Source organism: Rubellimicrobium rubrum (assembly GCF_006152115.1).
In the GTDB taxonomy this organism is placed as follows: domain Bacteria; phylum Pseudomonadota; class Alphaproteobacteria; order Rhodobacterales; family Rhodobacteraceae; genus Rubellimicrobium; species Rubellimicrobium rubrum.
On the sequence record NZ_VDFU01000024.1, the window covers coordinates 1 to 18,669 of the forward strand.

An 18,669-nucleotide genomic window follows, 5' to 3' on the forward strand; every position below is an offset into this window, starting at 1 on the left:
ATGGCCCGCCACCTCGAACGGGCCGAAAACACCGCACGCCTGGTCAGCGTCCACTCGGAAACACGGCTCGACTGGCCCGACTCGGACGAGTTCGCCTGGGAGCCCGTGCTGCGCATCACCGGGACGCTCGACGACTTCGAGGCGCGAGGGCTTTCGCGCACCGACGAGGACGCGGCGGAGTTCCTGCTCAGCGATCCTTGGAACCCCTCCTCACTCCTCAGCATCTGCGCCCGCGCGCGCGAGAATAACCGCACCCTGATCGATATTCTGCCGCGCGAGAGCTGGGAGGAGGTCAACGAACTGCATCAGCTGACCGCCCAGCCCGGCGTTGCCAGAGCGGATCGACGCGGAGAGCACCTCCGCGAGGTCATCGGGCGGGCGCAGGCCATGGCCGGCCTGTTCCTGGGTGCCCTGAACGACGATGAGGGCTACGCCGTTCTCCGGCTCGGGCGCGCCATCGAACGTGGTGACTTCGCCACTCGGGTGATGCTCGGACGGCTCGAGATCATCGAGCATGGGGCCAGCGACCACCAGGTGCTGCGCGGCGCGGATTGGGTCGGGGCGTTGAGATCCCTCACCGCCTTCCAGATGTACCGCCGCAGCGTGCTGGGACCGGTCACCGGACCAAGAGTGATCCGGTTCATCACCTGCTCGACCGTCTTTCCCCGTGCGCTCGCCTATTGCGCCAGGGAAGCCGAGCGGGCGCTTGCGCGGTTGCCGGGATCGAGCCTACCCCTGGCGGCCGCGGAGCGTCTTTCCACGGCGCTGGCCTCCGAGCATTGCCTGGTCGACAACGAGGCCAAGCCCACTGCCATTCTGACGGCGGTTCAGAAGGACTTGGCCGCGCTGCATGAATCGTTTGCGGCGACCTACTTCGTCCCGCAGCCTGAGGGGCCGTTCCGGGCCGGCCAGCGCCAGACCCAGAGCACCTGACAACGTCCCACTTGCGAAGCCGGAAGCCCTCTCATCTGGGACGCGGGAAGCCCGAGTTGTCGAGCTTCCCAACCGGCCGGATAGGCTCGGGGTTGCATCGGGCGTGCCAGACCGGGCTGTTACAGCCTACAAAACGAGGTCAGGCAGCCATCCTGCTCGGGCCCGGCCGGTTGGACCGCCATGTCCCTCACTCGGCTGCGCTGCGGGCGCCGCTCTCCTCGCACCAGACCTGGAAGCTTTCGAGCTTTGTGACGCCGAACGAGGTGATCATCGGCACGTCTCCCGCATCGCGGCCCCGTGCCACCACGATGCGGCCGATGCGCGGCACGTTGTAGCGTGCGTCGAAAGTGTACCACCGCCCGCCCAGGAAGACCTCGGTCCAGGCGCAGAAGTCGCCGGGGTCGTGGTCGGGATCTTGGGACGGCAACTCGCTGTCGTCCAGATAGCCCGATACGTACCGCGCCGGGATGTTGATCGCGCGGACGTAGGCAATCACCAGATGCGCGAAGTCGCGGCACACCCCCTTGCCGTCCTGCAAGGAGGAATGGGCCGTTCGGAAGCTCGATGCCGCCATGAAGTCGTAAGTGAGGGTCCCGTGGACGTGATCACAGATGGCCTGCACCTTGCCCCAGCCCGTGGCGATGTTGCCGAACCGGTCCCAAGCCTCCTGGGAGAGGAGATCGCTCTCACAGTAGCGCGAGGGCTGGAGGAACTGGAGCACCTCGTCGGGTAGATCCTCCACGGGGTGCTGCACAGCCCCGAGGTTGACGTCGTCGGGGCGCCCGCTATCGGAGGCCAGTCCTTCCCAGGTCAGGCGCAAGTGACCCTCGGGCATGACTAGGCGGCCCCGCTCGTTGCCGAAGGCATCGAGGTACCAGTGGATCGGCACAACTGGCTCGACCTGAACCGGGCCAGCGGATAGCCGGTGCATCTCGTCCGGATACGCAGACAGGGCAAGGATGAGCGGAGTCAAAGCAGGGGCGGAGATCTGGATGTCGAATGCGACACGAAGGAGCATGGATTTGGCCTTGGGGGAGGACATGGAGGCCACAGCCAAAGAATGTCTGTGATACCTGCATAGAGCGCAACTCACGCGTGTTGCCTCTGTTCCCGACTGCTACGGACCCAGATTACCGAAATCGCGCCGGCGTCGGGGCTCAGGGCACAAGTTCATTGCATCGCCGATGCCCTGATCCGCGGTAACGGTCCATGACAAGCAGTGAGAGCCCTCTCGACGCATACCCCGACCGCATCCGGCGCTGAACTCGCAGACGTGGCTCGGCAGACCCATGCACACCTCAATCGAGGGTTGCCTTGTCCCGCAGCCGCGGTTCAGCCTGCAGTATCATGCAGACCTGTGTGATCAATAACCGTGTGACTGACGGAGATGTTCGTCTAGGGACTGCCAGGGCCTGAGAAGGGTGATATGACTCGAAGGCTCGGCGGAAGAAGTCGAGGCATCCCGGCCCGGGCTCTTGTTCCGTAGTGGGAAACCATGATGACTGCTATCACTAGCATCGACGACCTCAGGCACCTGCATCGTCGGCGTACCCCCAAGATGTTCTTCGACTACTGCGAGTCCGGAAGCTGGACCGAGCAGACATTCCGCGAGAACACCAGCGACTTCGAGAAGATCCGCTTTCGCCAGCGGGTGGCCGTGGACATGTCGGACCGTACCCTCATCAGCACCATGTTGGGCGAGCCGGTGACCATGCCGGTCGCTCTTTCCCCGGTGGGAAGTCTGGGCATGCAGTCCCCTGATGGAGAGATCCGGGCCGCGCGCGCCGCCGCCAAGTTCGGCGTGCCCTTCACGCTTTCCACCATGTCGGTCTGCTCCATCGAGGATGTCGCTGAGCATGCCCCCGAAAAGCCCTTCTGGTTCCAGCTCTACGTCCAGAGGGACAAGGGTTTCACCGACAGCCTGATCGACCGCGCCAGAGCTGCGGACTGCTCGGCCCTGGTCGTCACCCTGGACCTCCAGATCGTTGGACAGCGGCACAAGGACCTCAAGAACGGCGTCGCTACTCCGCCGAAGATCACGGCTCGGAACCTGTGGGACTTCGCCACCAAGTGGAGCTGGACCTTCGGCATGGCCGGGACGAAACGGCGCACATTCCGCAACATCGTGGGGCACGCCCCCGGTGTCGCCAGCCTGGGCGACATCCACTCCTGGTCGGCAGCCCAGCTCGAGCCACGCCTGGATTGGGACATGGTCGCCCGGGTGCGTGACCGATGGGGCGGCAAGTTTGTCCTCAAGGGCATTCTCGACCCCGAGGACGCCGAAATGGCCGTCAAGCTGGGCGCGGATGCGATCGTGGTATCAAACCACGGCGGGCGGCAGCTGGACGGCGCTCTGTCGACCATCCGGGTGCTTCCTTCCATCGTCCGAGCGGTCAAGGGCCGAACCGAGATCTGGCTCGACAGCGGCATCCGGTCTGGCCAGGATATCCTCAAAGCCATCGCCCTGGGTGCCGATGCCACCATGATCGGGCGCGCCTATATCTATGGCCTGGGCGCCATGGGCGAATATGGCGTGACCCGCTCGCTGGAGATCCTTCACCGGGAAATGGACACCACGATGGCACTGTGTGGCCGACGCAGCCTCCGTGAGGTCAACAGGGACATCGTGCTGGTCCCCAGGGCCTTCGAGGGTGAGTGGGCGGAAGCATCGTGAGCCGACGGCGGCCCCGTCGCGGCAACCTTCCCAGATCCTCCTGCTAGGTGAAGGGCATGGCTGGGGGGCAGAGGAAGCCTGCCCCGCCGCTCGTCGTGGTCAGCTGAAGGCCAGTTGCGTTTTCACGGACTGGGCGCGATCCCCGGCGACCCGAAATGCCTCGGCCAGGTCTTCCGGTGCGAAACTGTGGGTGATGATGGTCTTTACGTCGATCACTCCGGAGTCGATCAGGCGAGCGGCTTCGGTGAACTCGGCGTGGAAGCGATGCGTCCCGAGGAAAGCGATCTCCTTGCCGACGAGAGCGCTGATCGCAACGGGCAGGGCTCCGGCCACGCCGACCTGGACGATGCGGCCCAGTGGTCGGACGCATCGTATCGCAGCGTCGATCGCAGCCGCCGCGGCCGAACACTCGAAGGCCATGTCGAAGTGCCCTTTGTCGGTCTCGTAAACCTCCAAGGCCCGCGGATCGGCGGCGATGTTGATCGTCTTGGTCGCGCCCATTCGGCGTGCCACGGCAAGGGGCTGATCATGCAGATCGGTGACCACGATCTCGGCTGCGCCGCGGTGCGATGCCACGGCGACGCAGAGCGCGCCGATGGGTCCGGCTCCGGTGACGAGCACCCGGGCTCCCATGAGTTCCCCCGCGCGGTTCGCAGCGTGCAGGCACACGGCAAGAGGTTCTGAGCAAGCGGTCTCGGCAATGCTTCTGCCACCTGAGACAACAACGCATTGCGTCGCTTGCACGACAACCCGGTCGCGGAACAGGCCCTGCTCATGAGGGAAGCGCAGGGCCGAGCCGGAGAAGCGCATGGCGAGGCAATGCTGGAACAGCCCCTCTAGGCAGTATCGGCAACGCCCACAGGGCCTGCTGGGATTCACGGCGACCCGATCACCCACGGCAAGGCCGGTCACGCCTTGTCCGAGACGCTCGACCGTGCCTGCGGCCTCGTGCCCGAGGATGATCGGCTCGCGCACTCGGATCGGGCCGAAGCCGCCATCCTGGAAGTAGTGCAGATCGGACCCGCAGATTCCAGCAGCGCCGATACGAACCGACACCTCGCCTTCGCCTGGCTGGATCTCGGGCACAACCTCAAGCCTCAGGTCATGCTGACCGTGAAGACGGCAGACGCGAACGGACATGGGCGACCTCATTCTAGTGGCGTCAGGGCAGCCGGGGGTACTGGGGGGCGAAAACAGGAAACGACAACAGCATAACCGGAGCCGGCAGCCGAAGCTGACCTCATCATCCTGCCCTCCTTCTCCATGATCATGCAAGCCACAGCGCCCGCCCTCAATCCTTGAGACGCGCCATCAGATCCGCTGACCATCCGCGCTGGAGGTGATCCCTGCACTTTGGGCTATCTCAGCCCGATGGAGTTCGAGCGGCAGGCAGTGCTACCCTAACTTGCTGTCCACGAAACCGGCAGCAGGCCACTTTGCCCAGACAGAACCGTTCTTCGTCCGGTGACCGCTCGCACTCCCCAAGTCGCCTGCCTTCGGGCAAAGGCAGACGTGAAGGCTGCACCGAGCAACAGCAGTTCCGGTGAGTCACGCAGCGATATCAGCCTCTGTTGAGACACGGTCAGGTTGACCGTGGCAAACGCACCTGTCACGTTCCACCAGAGAAAGGCCAGAAAGGCCAAGTGGGGAGGAAAGCCATGCTACGAGCTGTCGCGATCGCCGCATCCGTCTCGGTACTTGCCGTGAGCGCCGTCTCAGCCCAGGAAACGCTGAAGTGGGCGCACGTCTACGAGACTTCGGAGCCCTTCCATACGGAGTCGGTCTGGGCGGCCGAGCAGATCGCCGAGCGGACGGAAGGGCGCTACGAGATCGACGTCTTCCCTGCCTCGCAGCTTGGTAAGGAAACCGACATCAACCAAGGCCTGTCTCTCGGCACGGTCGACATCATCATCTCTGGGTCGAGCTTTGCCGCCCGGGCCTATCCGCCGATCGGAGTGACCTACTACCCCTACATCTTCGACGGGCCGGACCACCTGCTGAACTACGTTGGCAGCGACGTCTACAACGAACTGGCAGCAGGCTACCAGGAGGCCTCGGGACACCACATCGTCGCGACGACCTACTACGGGACGCGCCACACCACGGCGAACCGTGCGATCAATACCTGCGCCGACATGGAGGGCCTGAAGATCCGGGTGCCCGACGTGCCGGCCTACCTCGCGATGCCCCAGGCCTGCGGCGCTAACACGGCACCCATCGCATTCGCCGAGGTCTATCTCGCGCTGCAGAACGGGACCGTTGAGGCGCAGGAAAATCCGCTCACCACGATCGAGGCCAAGAAGTTCTACGAGGTCCAGTCGCATATCAGCCTGACCGGACACATCGTCGATCACCTCAACACGATCGTCTCCGGCAGCCTGTGGGACAGGTTGTCCGAGAAGGACCGTCAGATCTTTGTCGAAGTGACGCAGGAAGCGGCCGAAAGGGCGACGCGGACGGTCCAGCAGCGCGAAGCCGAGTTGGTCGACCAGTTCCGCGAACAGGGGCTCGAGGTCATCGAGGTCGACACCTCAACGTTCGAGGAGTCCGTCCGGGAAAAGGTCGGGTTCGAGGAATTCGGCTACCGTGAGGCAGATTGGCAGGCCATCAGGGCCCTTGCCGACGGCGCGAGCTGATCGCCAGACCGAAAGGCGCACCGGCCCTCTCGGCCGGTGCTGCCCGGCGCACCGACCCGAGCCTTCTTGGCTCGTCCAACCAGCGAGCGAGGTGCCGCGTGGCCGACGAACGACATATCCCGATCACCAGCGAAGAGATCGCCCACAGCTTCGACGAGCCGCCAGCGCCGGTGGACCTATCGGTTTACGCGCCGGAGGACTGGTTCGTGTTCGTCGTGTTCTGGGTCATGGCAGGGGCCGTCTTCCTGCAGTTCTTCACACGCTATGTCCTCAACAACAGCTTCGCCTGGACCGAGGAAATCGCGATCTACTGCCTGGTCGTGACGGTCTTTGTCGGGTCCGTCATGTGCGTGCGCCTGTACCGGCACATCCAGGTCGACTTCATCTACCGGCTCTTGCCGGCGCGCGCGGCGCGTGTGCTGGCAACAGTGGCGGATGTCATCAACGTTAGCTTCTTCGCTTACGCGGCCTATCTGGTCTGGCGCTACTCGTCGATCATCAGCACCGAGCGGATGGTCACCGTCGACCTACCCAAGTCCATCGTCTTCTACTCGGTGCTCGCGGGCTTCGCGCTCATGGCCCTGCGTGCGGCGCATCTGGCGGTCGTGCATTGGCGCCAAGGCCATTCGGTGCTCGAACGCCCCGAAGGAACCGAACCAGCGGAGAGCTGACCCCATGTGGATCCTGATCGGCGCCTTTCTTGTGCTCATGATCATTGGCGTACCGGTCGCGGTCTCCATGGCGGCGGCTTCGATCCTCTACATTCTGGTCTACGATGTCGTGCCCGATGTGATCGTAGCGCAGCGCATGATCGCCGGAGTCGAGAGCTTCCCGCTCATCGCCGTGCCGTTCTTCATCCTGGCCGGCAACCTCATGAACATCGCCGGTGTCACCGGCCGGATCTATGCCTTCGCAGTCGCGCTGGTTGGCTGGATGAAGGGGGGACTGGCCCAGGTCAACATCATCGGCTCCGTCGTCTTCTCCGGGATGTCCGGCACCGCCATCGCCGATGCCGCCGGCATTGGAACGATCGAGATCAAGGCGATGAAGGACCACGGCTACAGCACCGAAGTGGCAGTGGGGGTGACGGCCGTCTCCGCTACGCTTGGGCCGATCATCCCGCCCTCGCTGCCCTTTGTGATCTACGGAATGATGGCGAATGTCTCCATCGGAGCGCTCTTTTTGGGGGGGCTGATCCCCGGCGCGGTGATGACGCTTCTGATGATGACCACGGTCGGGGTCCTCGCTTACCGCAACAACTGGGGCTCCGACGCGGCCTTCGAGTGGCAACGGCTGTTCCGGGCCGCCATCGAGGTCATGGTCGTGGGGCTGTTCCCGCTGGCAGCATATCTTCTCATCCTCGCCGGGCTGTCGCTGAACGTCGCCGTGATCGTAGCGCTTGTCCTGCTGGTCGCAGCGGACTGGTACTTCGACTTCGACGCGGTCATGGCGCTCATGACGCCGGTCATCCTGATCGGCGGCATGACGCTGGGCTGGTTCACCCCGACAGAGGCAGCGGTGGCGGCGGTGCTCTGGTCACTCTTCCTCGGGCTGGTGCGCTACCGCACGATGACCTTGCGCACGCTCGCCAAGGCGAGCATGGACACGATCGAGACCACGGCCGCGGTTCTTTTCATCGTCACGGCCGCTTCGATCTTTGCCTGGCTCCTGACGGTCAGCCAAGCCGCGCAGATCCTCTCAGCATGGATCTTCGCTCTGACGGAGTCGCCCTGGGTCTTCCTGATCCTGGTAAACCTTCTGCTGCTGATCGTTGGCTGCTTTCTGGACACGATTGCCGCGATCACGCTCTTTGTGCCGATCCTGCTGCCGATCGCGACGCAGTTCGGCATCGACCCGATCCACTTCGGGCTGATCATCACGCTCAACCTGATGATCGGCTTGCTGACGCCGCCTCTCGGCATGATCATCTTCGTGCTCGCCCGTATATCGAAAATGTCGGTCGAGCGTACCACCATGGCGATCTTGCCGTGGCTGGTGCCGCTCTTCCTCGCCTTGGTCGCGATCACCTTCATTCCCCAACTCACGCTTTGGCTGCCGACGGCTGCCGGCATGATCAGATAAATAGGTCTGTCAGGGTCCGCACTCTCGGCTCGGGACCGCCTGGCTATTCTTCGACATTCTGTTGGCGGACGAGTATGAACTCGCCCCTGTCCGAGCAGGTGCGACGTCCGGCAAAAGGCGCAGAGCGCCCGCCAACTGGCAAGACCGGCAGTGCGGGCCCGCTTGCTGCCATCCTCGGGTGGTGAGGGTCCGTTCAGCCTAGAGGTGGTTTCGCACCAAAGAGCGGACTGCGCCGTTCTTCTGAAGGTTGTGCGGGCGCCCGAAACGCATCGACCAGAACCGTGCTGCCTTGTGGCTCGCCTCGATGTCTCTCTTGTGGGGCCGGTCCTCCAAGGTGTGGAGCGACAAGGGGGCGCGGACCTGGAGCATCACTAAGGGCCGGATGACTTCGGGGCTGGGCTTGCCCGTCTGTCGAGGATAGCCGGCCCCTGCCCTGCTCAAGCCTGATCGTCTCGACAGTCCCGTCAGCCAAGGTCGGCTTCCATCAACGTGCCCTGCTTCGGCCTGGGGGCACGTCCAGCGGCGGCCGTTGGGGTCAGGGGGCTGAAAGATAGTCAGCAGAGACATAGCCCGTGAACCGCGGCGCGGCGGACAGCGACACCCTGCACCAGAGTTGGCCCAACTCGGTCACACAGTCGCGGCGATCAACCGTCGTTCCGTCCGGCAGGCCCAGGATGATGCTGTAGCCAAGCCCTGGGCCCGCCCGCAGCTTCACGAGCTCGTCCGGACCGGCTCCCTGGACCACCGCGCGGCCAGCGGGGCCGGCGCCGCAGCCGGCAAGGAATACGAGACCGAGAAGAAGCGGAAAGGCGTGCCGGCGCATGATCTGACCTCGTTTCATGCCGGCGAGAGTAGCAGCCCTCCTGCGCCACTCAAGCCACCTCCCCTTTGCAAAGCCCCAGATTGGCCCCGGCCACCGTGCAACGTCATGACGGCCACCTGGCGCAGCTTGGGCAATCTCATCAGCACTGTAACGGTTCTTCGGCATGGTTCCTCGATCAGTTCAACAGTCTTCCCTTGGCGTGCTATCTGCACCAGGGGCAAGGGTCGGGAGCGTCTCTGGAGGAGTAAGGACACTGCGGCTGTCGGGAATGCATGCAAGGTCGCTTGTTCCAGTTCGACGCCTGCCCAACTCAAGTAGATCGCTCGGACAAGGCCCGTTCGGCTGGTCCGCCATGAAGTTCCCTGAGGATCCTCAACAGCCCCGACGTCCACCCTTGATCGCACCGAGCCGAAGGAGAATGCTGCTTGACCAGCCCTGAACGGGTCCACCATCGTCCATAATGTCTTTGATCGGGTGCCCCGACCACTTCAGTCGCGCAGCCGTCGAGGCGAACCAGAACGGGGTTCCATGCCTGAGTTCGAGACAGATCCGGACTGGCTACTGGACGCGACCACCGACGTCCTGCCAGTGATCGCGGCGCAGGTAGCGGCAGGCGAGCCTTACGCCTTGGCGACCATCATCGCGGCGGACGGTGGGCCTCGCCCAGTGGGCTCGCAGATGGTGATCACCAGCGACCGCTACTGGGGCTTCGTTTCGGGCGGTTGCGTCGAGGCCGACGTGGCGCAGCATGCCCGACATGTCCTCGCGACCGGGAAGCCACGGCGTATCGTCTATGGACATGGCAGCCCCTTCTTCGACATCCGGCTGCCCTGCGGCGGTCGCATCGAGCTACTGGTGGAGCCTCTGGCACCGGATGATCCGGCAATGCTTACGCTTCTTTCTGGCGCAAGGGAGCGCCGGCCGATGCGCTATCTGAGCGATGGATCGACACGGCGCGTGCAGGCCGCCGATCGGCCAGTCGCAGGCGATTGGCCGCTGCGCCGTCTTCATGAGCCGGGGCAGCGCCTGGTGGTGATCGGCAGTGATCCCTTTGCTCTGGCCATGGCGGCGGGGGGCCTGCATCAGGGGTGGGAGGTCACGCTTGTCCGGCCAAACGGTCCTCGGATGGCACCACCACTCCCGGTGCGCTATCTGACCGATGCGCCGCACATCGCGATTGCCTCCCTGAGGCCGGACGCCTGGACCGCCATCGCGGTTGTCACCCACGATGCGGATCTGGATCAGGACGCGCTGCTCGCGGCCCTGGGATCTTCGGCTGGCTATATCGGAGTGCTAGGATCCCGCCGGCGCTTGGAAGGGCGGCGTATGCGCCTCCTGGAGGCGGGGCTGACGCCGACGGATCTGATGCGGCTGCGGGCACCGATCGGACTTCCCATCGCAGCTCGCACGCCTCAAGAGATCGCTGTGGCAGTCGTGGCCGAGATCATCGACCGCCGTCCCTGGGCTGGCTCCGGGCAGAGCGGTCCCGCCCGAGCGGACGATCGAGGCTGCCGAAGCGGAGCCAGAACGGGCTACCACGCACTTCTGCTAGCGGCCGGCGCGGGGTCGAGGTTCGGCGGACGCAAGCTGCTGGCCGACTGGTGCGGCGAGCCGCTGATCCGGACCAGTGCTCGTCTAGCCCTTTCGGCTCCGGTCGAGACCTGCTTTGTCGTGACCGGCAGCGACGCCGACCTTGTTGGCACGGCCCTCGCAGGCCTGGAGGGACCGCTGCAGATTGTTCATGCGCCGGACTGGGCCCAAGGCCTTTCGGCGTCGCTTCGTTGCGGCTTGGCAGCATCGCCGGTCTCGAGCCGCGGCGTCGTCGTGTTCTTGGGCGACATGCCGCTCGTTCCGCCCGGCTCAGCGGCGACCCTGATCGACGCGCTTGAAAGCGGAGCGGCTGGTGCGGAGTTCCTGCGGGACGGAGCACCCGCTCACCCCGTAGCCTATTCACGGACGCTCTTCGACGATCTGCGCGGACTGCGCGGCGATATGGGCGGGAGGCACATCCTCGCACGCCGATCGGATGTGGCGCGATTCGAGATCGATGACCCCGGTGCATCATTCGACATCGACTGCCCGAAGGACCTCCAAGCGGGCGCCGAAGCCTTCCTTCGAGGGCAGGCCATTTCCTAGCAGGACCATCACGGGACGACGAAACTAGGTACGGGACGTACTCAACAAGGCAGCCCGAATGGTAGTCCGGCGCCGCTGCCCATCAGCGGGCCGCTGCACAACGTCCTAATCTCATCAGTCCCATGAGACTCGCTTTTCCCGCGAGGCGGGATTGGAGCATGCGCCATCAGGACATGCGGCCGGAGTGGAGGCTCGGCTGCCTTCGCTTGGAGAAGCGTGTGCCGGCCGGCCACCCGCTCAGGGCCATACGGCCCCGATGGACGAGGCGCTTTCTGGCCTTAACGGGCGGTTCTATGAGATGTCCGCTCGGGTCCCCAACGCTCCTGAACTCGCCCGCAAGCGGCTCAGAGCCTTTGGAGTCGAGAATAGCCAGCGCCAGCCGTCGCGGTGACCCCTTCGGAGGCCTGCTAGACTGTTCTAGGACAATCCCTCAGATCGTTGTCAGCCCAAGAGCACTGCACTTGTCACTGTCCTGCGGAAGCACTTGGCTTTCCTCGACGCCATCGTCCGGCAATATGCGCCGGGGGAGCCACTGAACGCATCGCCCCCGGCACAGCCTCTCTGCAGCGCGTGCGCTCCCGTCGGATCTCTCGCTCGGGCGGCAGCCCTAGTTGGCGAGCAGTTGGGCGATCAATCCGTGAAGCGCCTCGACACAAGCGGCCTCCTGACCTTCCTCGGCCATCTGCCGGGCCTCCTGCAGCTTGACGCGGGTTTCGATCACGTTCCCGCCGGCATCGCCGGCGTCATCCGCTTCCTGAACGGCGAGAGCCTCGTCGCCCTCATTCTGCACCGGAATGACAGGCTCCTCGGTTCCCGGCCCTTCCTCGGCCGCGCCGGACTCCTCGATCGCCTGCGCCTCGCGCGCTCCGGCAACCCCCTGGCCACCGGAGGAGGTGGAGATCGCCTCCTCGGCAACAAAGTCGAGCAGCTGCTCAAACTCATCAATCTGGCCGGCGCAGTCATGCGCAGCAGCCGGGCCAGCAAAAAGGGCGGCCATAGCCACGCCCATCAATGAAGTCTTCAAGTTCGTCACAGTGAGGGCTCCCTTCAGCTACGCAGTTGATCGGCAATAGGTAGCCGCCGAATCCGCTTGCCGCTTGCTGCGAAGACCGCGTTGGTGATTGCCGGAACGACTGGTGGAAGCCCCGGTTCGCCGACCCCGCCCAGCGGCCGGCCATAAGTCGCATCGCCGCCGACTAGATGGACGTCGATGCGCTTGGGGGCGTTCTCCATGCGCGGGATCAGATAGCCATCGAAGTTCTCCTGCTGCGCCCGACCCTCGGCAAAGGACACCTCCGTCATCAACGCCTGGCCCAGCCCCATGATGACCGCCCCCTCCATCTGCGAGCGGATGCGGTCGGGATTCACGTGGGCGCCACAATCGATCGCGATGGACACGCGCGGCACCGTGACTGCGCCATCGACCACCTCGGCCTCGGCGGCTACCGCGACGTAGCTGAGAAAACTGTAATGGCCGGCAATTCCGAGTCCGCGCCCCTGCGTCATCTCGCGTCCCCATTCGATACCCTCGGCCGCAGCCTCGACCACCGCCGCCATGCGACCGGTGTCGATCAGATAAAGATCGGGGTCCTCGCCGTAGTTCCAGACATCGCCTTGAACCGTGGGGGTGACCCGCCGCGGCGGCCCGATCAGCTCGAGGAGATAGTCCTTCTGGTCGCGTCCGGCAGCATGGGCGAGCTCGGCCGCGAAGGACTGGATCGCAAAGGCATGCGGAATGTTCGACACCGAGCGGTACCAGCCGATGCGCACATGGGCTGGGGCCGCTGGATTTTCGGCGCGGATGTTCTCGATGGCCAGTGGCATGTTGAGCAGCCCCATGCCCAGCTCGAAAGGCAGCTTCTGCGTGGGATCGGGCGCAAAGATCGAGCCGATGGTTGGCGCAGCCGTGCGGTGCCGCCAAGCCATGGTCTTGCCGGTCGCGTCGAGACCGGCCGACATCCTTTCGACAGATACGGTGTGATAATAGCCGTGCTGGATGTCATCCTCGCGGGTCCAGGTCAGCTTCACGGGCGTGCCGCCCATCGCCTGGCTGAGGATGCCCGCCTCCAGGACGAAATCGGGCTTGGACTTGCGGCCGAAGCCGCCGCCGAGCAGCGTCACGTTGACCGTCACCGCCTCTGCGGGGAGGCCGAGCCGCTCAGCCAGCCGAAGACGCGTGACCTGTGGGGCCTGGGTACAAGCCCAGGCTTCGACCAGACCGTCCCGGATCTCGACCACCGCCGCAGGCGGCTCCATCGGCGCCTGCGCGAGATGGGGGATGTAGTATTCGGCTTCGACAACCTGCGCCGCTCCTGCGAACGCCTTGTCAAAATCACCCTGCTCGCGGATCACCGTGCCGCTGGCGGAACTGACCGCCTGCGACAGTGTCTCCCTGTATGTCTCGCTGTCGTAGCCTGCATTGGGGCCGCTCTCCCATTCGACCGTGAGGGCGTTGCGGCCCTGGATCGCGAGATAGGTATTCCGCGCGATCACCGCGATGCCGCCCAGGGGCGCGAACTCGGTCGGGAACTCAACCGGATCGATCTTGACGACCTTCTCCACGCCCTCGATCGCCAGTGCGGCACTGTCATCGTAGCTCTTGACCCGTCCGCCATAGACGGGTGGCCGCGCGACCACGGCGTAGAGCATGCCATCACGCCGCACGTCGATGCCGTAAGTGGCCTTGCCGGTAGTGATGCCGCTATTGTCGACCAAGCCGACCCGGTCGGTGCCGATGTAGCGGAACGCGGAGGGGTCCTTGAGCACAAGGCTGTCGCGCTCGGGGACTTCGAGGTCCCGTGCCGCCTCGGCCAGCTCACCATAACCCAGCGTCCTGCCGGAGCCGGCATGGGTCACCGTGTGCCTATCAGCCGACACCTCCGAGACAGGGACTCCCCAGCGGCTCGCCGCGGCCTGTTCGAGCATGACACGCGCAGCCGCGCCCGCGCGGCGCATCGGCATGAAGAAATGCCTCAGGCTACGCGAGCCGTCGGTGTCTTGGTTGCCGTACTTTTCCTCGTTGCCGGGCGCCTGCGCGACCCGCACCTTGTCCCAATCAGCGCCCAACTCATCGGCGATAACCATAGCGATGGAGGTCCGCACGCCCTGCCCCATCTCCGAGCGATGGCAGGTGACAGTGACAGTGCCATCGGGCGCGATGGCGATGAACGTGCTGGGGTCATCGCGCCAGCCATTCGGCATGGCATCGGGCCCGAAGCCCGGCTCTTCTTCCTGCGCCCGGCCCGTGCTCGGAAGCCCCACAGCAAGCACAAAGGCCCCTGCGCCGATGCCCCCCAGCAGCGAGCGGCGACTCACATTGGTGATCTGGGCTGCTCGCATCACTTGGCCTCCATCGCTTGCTTGATTGCTGCGCGGATGCGTGGGTATGTGCCGCAGCGGCACAGGTTTGCGCTCATCACGGCGTCGATGTCCTCGTCGCTGAGGGACTCGGAGTTGTCCACGAGCGCCGCCGCCTGCATGATCTGCCCAGCTTGGCAGTAGCCGCATTGCACAACGTTGAGCTCTCGCCAGGCAACCTGGACCGGGTGATCTCCGGTCGGGGAGAGGCCTTCGATGGTGGTGATCTCCGCTCCTTCGAGGGTGCCCACCGGCGTGATGCAAGCGAAGGATGGCTGGCCGTCGATGTGGACCGTGCAGGCACCGCAAGCGGCGATCCCGCAGCCGTATTTGGTGCCGGTAAAACCAAGCTCGTCGCGAAGGACCCACAGCAGCGGGGTGTCCTCGTCGCCGTCAAATCGCTGCTGCTCGCTGTTGACAACAAAGTTCACCATGATCGGCTTTCCTTAAACTGTCGCGAGGCTGATCGCTGCACCGCCCCGCCGCTTTGCTTTGATGCTGCGAAACTGGTTTGCGGCATTTCCTTCCAGTCTTTACGCGGCTTTCGCTCGCGCTCGACGGATCATCTCATCAAACTTGCCGGGGCGGTCATCCGCATCTCACGGTAGACGAGAAGAAAGCAGTTCATCAACAACCAAATGGTGCTTGCCGAAATGGGTCCGGCCTCTTGCCTGGCTCGGCTAATGCAAGTTCACACATGTCACAGCGTCGGGATCGCTTGGGCGCCGCCTGCGGTTCCGCCGAGCGGAGCGGCCCAGCCCGACGGCCGGCGGGGCAGCTGGATGAAATAGACAAGACAGTGCTGTCCTCCCTGAATGGCCCCGCAGTTCTTCTCGATCCAGGGACATGGGACCGAGGTTACTCTGGCCCATGGCACGTGCTGTCAGTCGGATGCGAAGTCGTGTGGGTTCCGGCAACTGCGCCGTTCGTCAGTTGGCCCAGCGCGCCCGCCATTCAACGAGAGCGGCGGCACATGTATGCTTGCAGGCGACTCGGCATGCGAAGCTCCGCTCGGCCTGGAGGCGGTTCTACGCTGACCCGTGGACGGTAGCGGATGTCTGCAGACTCCGCACGCGCCGGAAACGAAGTGTGGTTCGCTCTCTTCGTCGGAACGGCTGGTGGTCGTCTTCGGCCCGGTTGTTCTCCCACTGCCCGGCGACCTGCTTGCGCTTTGTCCCAACCTCCTTGAGGGCCGCTCCTTATGATTTGAGCACAACCGTCGCCTGCGCGTCAGCTCTGCTTCAGCCGCTTTCTAGGGGACGTCAGTGCTGCAGGCCCTCGCTCTGCTTGGAGACATCAGGCCATAGTTCCTCGCCTTCGTGGTTCACCGCCTGCAGGAGGTGTGCTGCAAGCCATTGCTCTTCACGTACACCTCTTCGAGGTGCCATCGCCAGCGGCAAAGGCGCATTCCACTTACGCGCCACCCGAGGGTCTCTGCCGCGAACATCGGGCCAAAGCGCCGCCATCGAAACTGCGCCATCTCATGGCTCGCCTCCGTCCTACGACTGTGGAGAAGGTCCCCGAAAGTTCCAGATGAGAGCGGGAAGCGACCATCAATCGCCACCGCCGGACGGATCACCTAAGGCGACGTCATGACGTGGCAGAACGGACTGCTCTGGGTCATGCCGGCGAGGGTCGCCGGTCCCCTTCCCCCCAAGCCAAGGTCTTCCGAGACCGCCGACCCGAGTTCATGTGACAGAGCCCACTGCACCCATGTTCTCCGCCGTCACTCAGTCGAACAGCCGCTCCCCCCGCTCGTTGATCACTTGCCGGGCCTTCGCCAGCGACAGCGCGTGCGCCTCGTCCGGAGCGGCTACGGTGTCGGCGCGAACGAGATCGTGGACGCGAAGAACGCCAGCCACCTCCTTTTCGATGCGCGCGGCGATGCGGTACTGGCCGCCCTCGCGGATGGGGTTGGGCGTGATGCGGAAGCCCTTGTGCTCCTCGGAGAGAGCAGCGTCAGGCTCCTTGGCTTGCTTGCCTCCGAAGAAGCGGGACCAGAACGGCATGGCGGGACGTCCTCTAAGATTCGAAAGCGGGGGTGAGGGTGGCCCTCACAGGAGCAGGGGTAGCGGCGATGGAAGCCGATCGGCAAGCGGCGCGTTTGCAATGATCCGCCCCGCCAGCGCGTCGCAGAAGTGTAAGGGTGAGTGAAACGCACCATGCCTCGGCACGCCCGTACGTCTCACGAGGGGCATCCAAATTTAAGCCGTCTATTCGTGGCGGAACTGCTGGGGCTGGTCCGGCAGTGGCAAGATGGGCTAGGCTCGCTCATGCCGAGCAGCGCAGCGGCCCCCCCGCCCGGCTCAAGCCAAATCGCCCTGACAGCACCCAGGGGACAACGCCCCGCCTCGTCGTATTCGGATCGCCCTGCTGCAGACACGGAGCATATCAGAGGCGTCCGCCGCTTCGGTCAAAGATCAGCGGATGGACGGCCCCACGAGGAATGCCTCTGAGGCCGCCATTCAGCGTCTTGCCTAGGCTACTCGGCCGCTTGGCTGCTTGCCGACCGGCCCAGCCCCTCGGCCACGCGGCGTCCGTAATCTGGATCGGCCAACGTGAAGTGCCGGATCATTCGCTCCTGGATGGCGGGCACGCACTCGCTGAGCGCCCCCACGAGGTTCGAGATCAACTCCTCGCGCTCCCCGTCCGAGAAGGTCCGGTAGCGCTCGCCCGCCTGGGCGAAGTCGTTGGTGCGCTCGATCTGCTGCCGGCCAACTTCGCCCTGCCAGAAGGTGCGCGGCCCCGGCCCGACCCGCTCCTGCTCGCGGAGGCCATCAAAGTTCGACGGCTCATAGTTCACGTGCGGGTTTGCACCCTGCTCCGCTCCGTCCACATGATAGCTCATCTGCCCGCCGCGCTGGTTGGTGGCGTAGGGGCACTTGGGCGCGTTGATCGGCAACTGGAGGTAGTTCGGCCCCACGCGATAACGCTGGGTGTCGGAATAGGCAAAGGTTCGGCCCTGGAGGAGCTTGTCCTCCGAGAAGTCGATCCCGTCCACCAGCACGCCTGTCCCGAACGCCACCTGTTCCACCTCGTTGTGGTAATCAGCCGGGTTCCGGTTGAGCTGGATATGCCCGACGTGCCGCATCGGGAACTGGTCCTCAGGCCAGAGCTTGGTCACGTCCAGCGGATCCCAGTCGAGTTCGGGGTGCTCGTGATCCTCCATGATCTGGATGAACATGTCCCACTCGGGGAAGTCGCCGCGCGCGATGGTGTCGTAGAGGTCGCCCGTTGCGTGGTTGAAGTCCTTGGCCTGGATCGCCTCGGCCTCGCTCTGCAGAAGGTTCCGAATGCCTTGGCGCGGCTGGAAGTGGAACTTGCAAAGGACGGTTTTGCCTTCGCCATTCACCAGCTTGTAGGTGTTCACGCCCGAGCCCTGCATCTCGCGGTAAGTGGCCGGAATGCCCCAAGGCGAGAACAGGTGGGTCACCATGTGGGTGGCCTCGGGGCTCATCGATACGAAGTCGAAGAAGCGGTTGTTCATTTGGCGGTTATGAATCGGGTCCGGCTTGAAGGCATGGACCATGTCCGGGAACTTCAGCGGGTCCCGGATGAAGAATACCTTGAGGTTGTTCCCCACAAGGTCCCAGTTGCCTGTCTCGGTGTAGAACTTGATGGCGAAGCCGCGCGGGTCGCGCAGCGTCTCGGGTGAGTGCCCGCCATGGATCACGGTTGAGAAGCGCAGAAAGATCGGGGTCTCCGTCCCTGCGCGAAATACCTTGGCCCGCGAGTACTTCTCGATGGGTTCGTCGCCGAGCTTGCCCGTGGGCACGAAGATCCCGTGCGCCGCGGCCCCGCGCGCGTGGACCACCCGCTCGGGGATGCGCTCGCGGTCGAAATGGGTGATCTTTTCCAGGAAGTGGTAGTCCTCAAGAACCAAGGGCCCGCGCGATCCGATGCTGCGCGTGTTCTGGTTGTCATAGACCGGGTGGCCCTGGCGGGTGGTCAGCCCAACCTTCTTGTCCTCAGCCATGGGGAGGCTCCTTTCGCAGTGGGCGCCGACGCGCGGCGGACAGGTTGGGCTA

General features: G+C 64.6%; 14 protein-coding genes and 1 pseudogene. 6 read left to right on the forward strand and 9 right to left on the reverse strand.

Translation table 11 applies throughout. From position 1 onward, the window contains the following. Positions 1 to 933, forward strand: a 933-nt coding sequence (locus tag FHG66_RS16150; protein ID WP_139078093.1) for an alpha-E domain-containing protein, incomplete at its 5' end; no start/stop codon positions are given. A 187-nt stretch (positions 934 to 1,120) separates the two neighbouring features. Here FHG66_RS16150 and FHG66_RS16155 read toward each other — a convergent pair. Beyond that, the gene (locus FHG66_RS16155; protein WP_139078094.1) at positions 1,121 to 1,951 is read right to left on the reverse strand and encodes a transglutaminase-like domain-containing protein; all 831 of its coding nucleotides are present in this window, start codon (positions 1,949 to 1,951) and stop codon (positions 1,121 to 1,123) included. A 480-nt stretch (positions 1,952 to 2,431) separates the two neighbouring features. Between FHG66_RS16155 and FHG66_RS16160 the strand changes: the two genes are divergently transcribed. Continuing rightward, the gene (locus FHG66_RS16160; protein ID WP_139078134.1) at positions 2,432 to 3,607 is read left to right on the forward strand and encodes an alpha-hydroxy acid oxidase; all 1,176 of its coding nucleotides are present in this window, start codon (positions 2,432 to 2,434) and stop codon (positions 3,605 to 3,607) included. A 99-nt stretch (positions 3,608 to 3,706) separates the two neighbouring features. Here FHG66_RS16160 and FHG66_RS16165 read toward each other — a convergent pair whose 3' ends face one another. Beyond that, positions 3,707 to 4,747: an L-idonate 5-dehydrogenase gene (locus tag FHG66_RS16165; RefSeq protein ID WP_139078095.1), complete on the reverse strand. Its 1,041-nt coding sequence runs from the start codon at positions 4,745 to 4,747 to the stop codon at positions 3,707 to 3,709. A 518-nt stretch (positions 4,748 to 5,265) separates the two neighbouring features. Here FHG66_RS16165 and FHG66_RS16170 point away from each other — a divergent pair. The 3 genes from FHG66_RS16170 to FHG66_RS16180 all read left to right on the forward strand — a co-directional run bounded on the left by FHG66_RS16170 (position 5,266) and on the right by FHG66_RS16180 (position 8,325). After that, positions 5,266 to 6,243: a sialic acid TRAP transporter substrate-binding protein SiaP gene (locus tag FHG66_RS16170; protein WP_139078096.1), complete on the forward strand. Its 978-nt coding sequence runs from the start codon at positions 5,266 to 5,268 to the stop codon at positions 6,241 to 6,243. Between the two features lie 98 nt (positions 6,244 to 6,341). Next, the gene (locus tag FHG66_RS16175) at positions 6,342 to 6,914 is read left to right on the forward strand and encodes a TRAP transporter small permease (protein ID WP_139078097.1); all 573 of its coding nucleotides are present in this window, start codon (positions 6,342 to 6,344) and stop codon (positions 6,912 to 6,914) included. A gap of 4 nt (positions 6,915 to 6,918) precedes the next feature. Beyond that, positions 6,919 to 8,325 (forward strand): TRAP transporter large permease, encoded by a 1,407-nt coding sequence (locus FHG66_RS16180; protein ID WP_139078098.1) that lies wholly within the window; start codon positions 6,919 to 6,921, stop codon positions 8,323 to 8,325. Positions 8,326 to 8,860: 535 nt separating this feature from the next. Here the strand turns inward: FHG66_RS16180 and FHG66_RS16185 are convergent. Further along, on the reverse strand, positions 8,861 to 9,148 hold the full coding sequence (locus tag FHG66_RS16185; RefSeq protein WP_139078099.1) for an SH3 domain-containing protein: 288 nt from the start codon (positions 9,146 to 9,148) through the stop codon (positions 8,861 to 8,863). A gap of 528 nt (positions 9,149 to 9,676) precedes the next feature. Here FHG66_RS16185 and FHG66_RS21675 point away from each other — a divergent pair. Beyond that, positions 9,677 to 11,284: an NTP transferase domain-containing protein gene (locus tag FHG66_RS21675; RefSeq protein WP_176556288.1), complete on the forward strand. Its 1,608-nt coding sequence runs from the start codon at positions 9,677 to 9,679 to the stop codon at positions 11,282 to 11,284. A gap of 607 nt (positions 11,285 to 11,891) precedes the next feature. On the opposite strand, the gene FHG66_RS16195 is transcribed toward FHG66_RS21675, so the two are convergent. The 6 genes and pseudogenes from FHG66_RS16195 to FHG66_RS16215 form a co-directional block, all read right to left on the reverse strand. Beyond that, on the reverse strand, positions 11,892 to 12,317 hold the full coding sequence (locus FHG66_RS16195; RefSeq protein ID WP_139078100.1) for a hypothetical protein: 426 nt from the start codon (positions 12,315 to 12,317) through the stop codon (positions 11,892 to 11,894). 14 nt (positions 12,318 to 12,331) lie between these two features. Continuing rightward, entirely contained in the window at positions 12,332 to 14,623 is a 2,292-nt protein-coding gene (locus FHG66_RS16200) for a xanthine dehydrogenase family protein molybdopterin-binding subunit (RefSeq protein ID WP_139078135.1), read from the reverse strand. Beyond that, on the reverse strand, positions 14,623 to 15,075 hold the full coding sequence (locus tag FHG66_RS16205; RefSeq protein WP_139078101.1) for a (2Fe-2S)-binding protein: 453 nt from the start codon (positions 15,073 to 15,075) through the stop codon (positions 14,623 to 14,625). Before FHG66_RS16205 ends, FHG66_RS16200 begins: the two co-directional genes overlap by 1 nt. Before the next feature lie 495 nt (positions 15,076 to 15,570). Continuing rightward, positions 15,571 to 16,220: pseudogene (locus FHG66_RS22980) on the reverse strand (DDE-type integrase/transposase/recombinase). A 151-nt stretch (positions 16,221 to 16,371) separates the two neighbouring features. Further along, the gene (locus FHG66_RS16210) at positions 16,372 to 16,650 is read right to left on the reverse strand and encodes an HlyU family transcriptional regulator (RefSeq protein WP_139078102.1); all 279 of its coding nucleotides are present in this window, start codon (positions 16,648 to 16,650) and stop codon (positions 16,372 to 16,374) included. A gap of 473 nt (positions 16,651 to 17,123) precedes the next feature. Continuing rightward, a complete protein-coding gene (locus tag FHG66_RS16215) occupies positions 17,124 to 18,617 on the reverse strand; it encodes a catalase (protein WP_139078103.1) in 1,494 nt (497 codons plus the stop codon). Positions 18,618 to 18,669 lie beyond the last annotated feature (52 nt).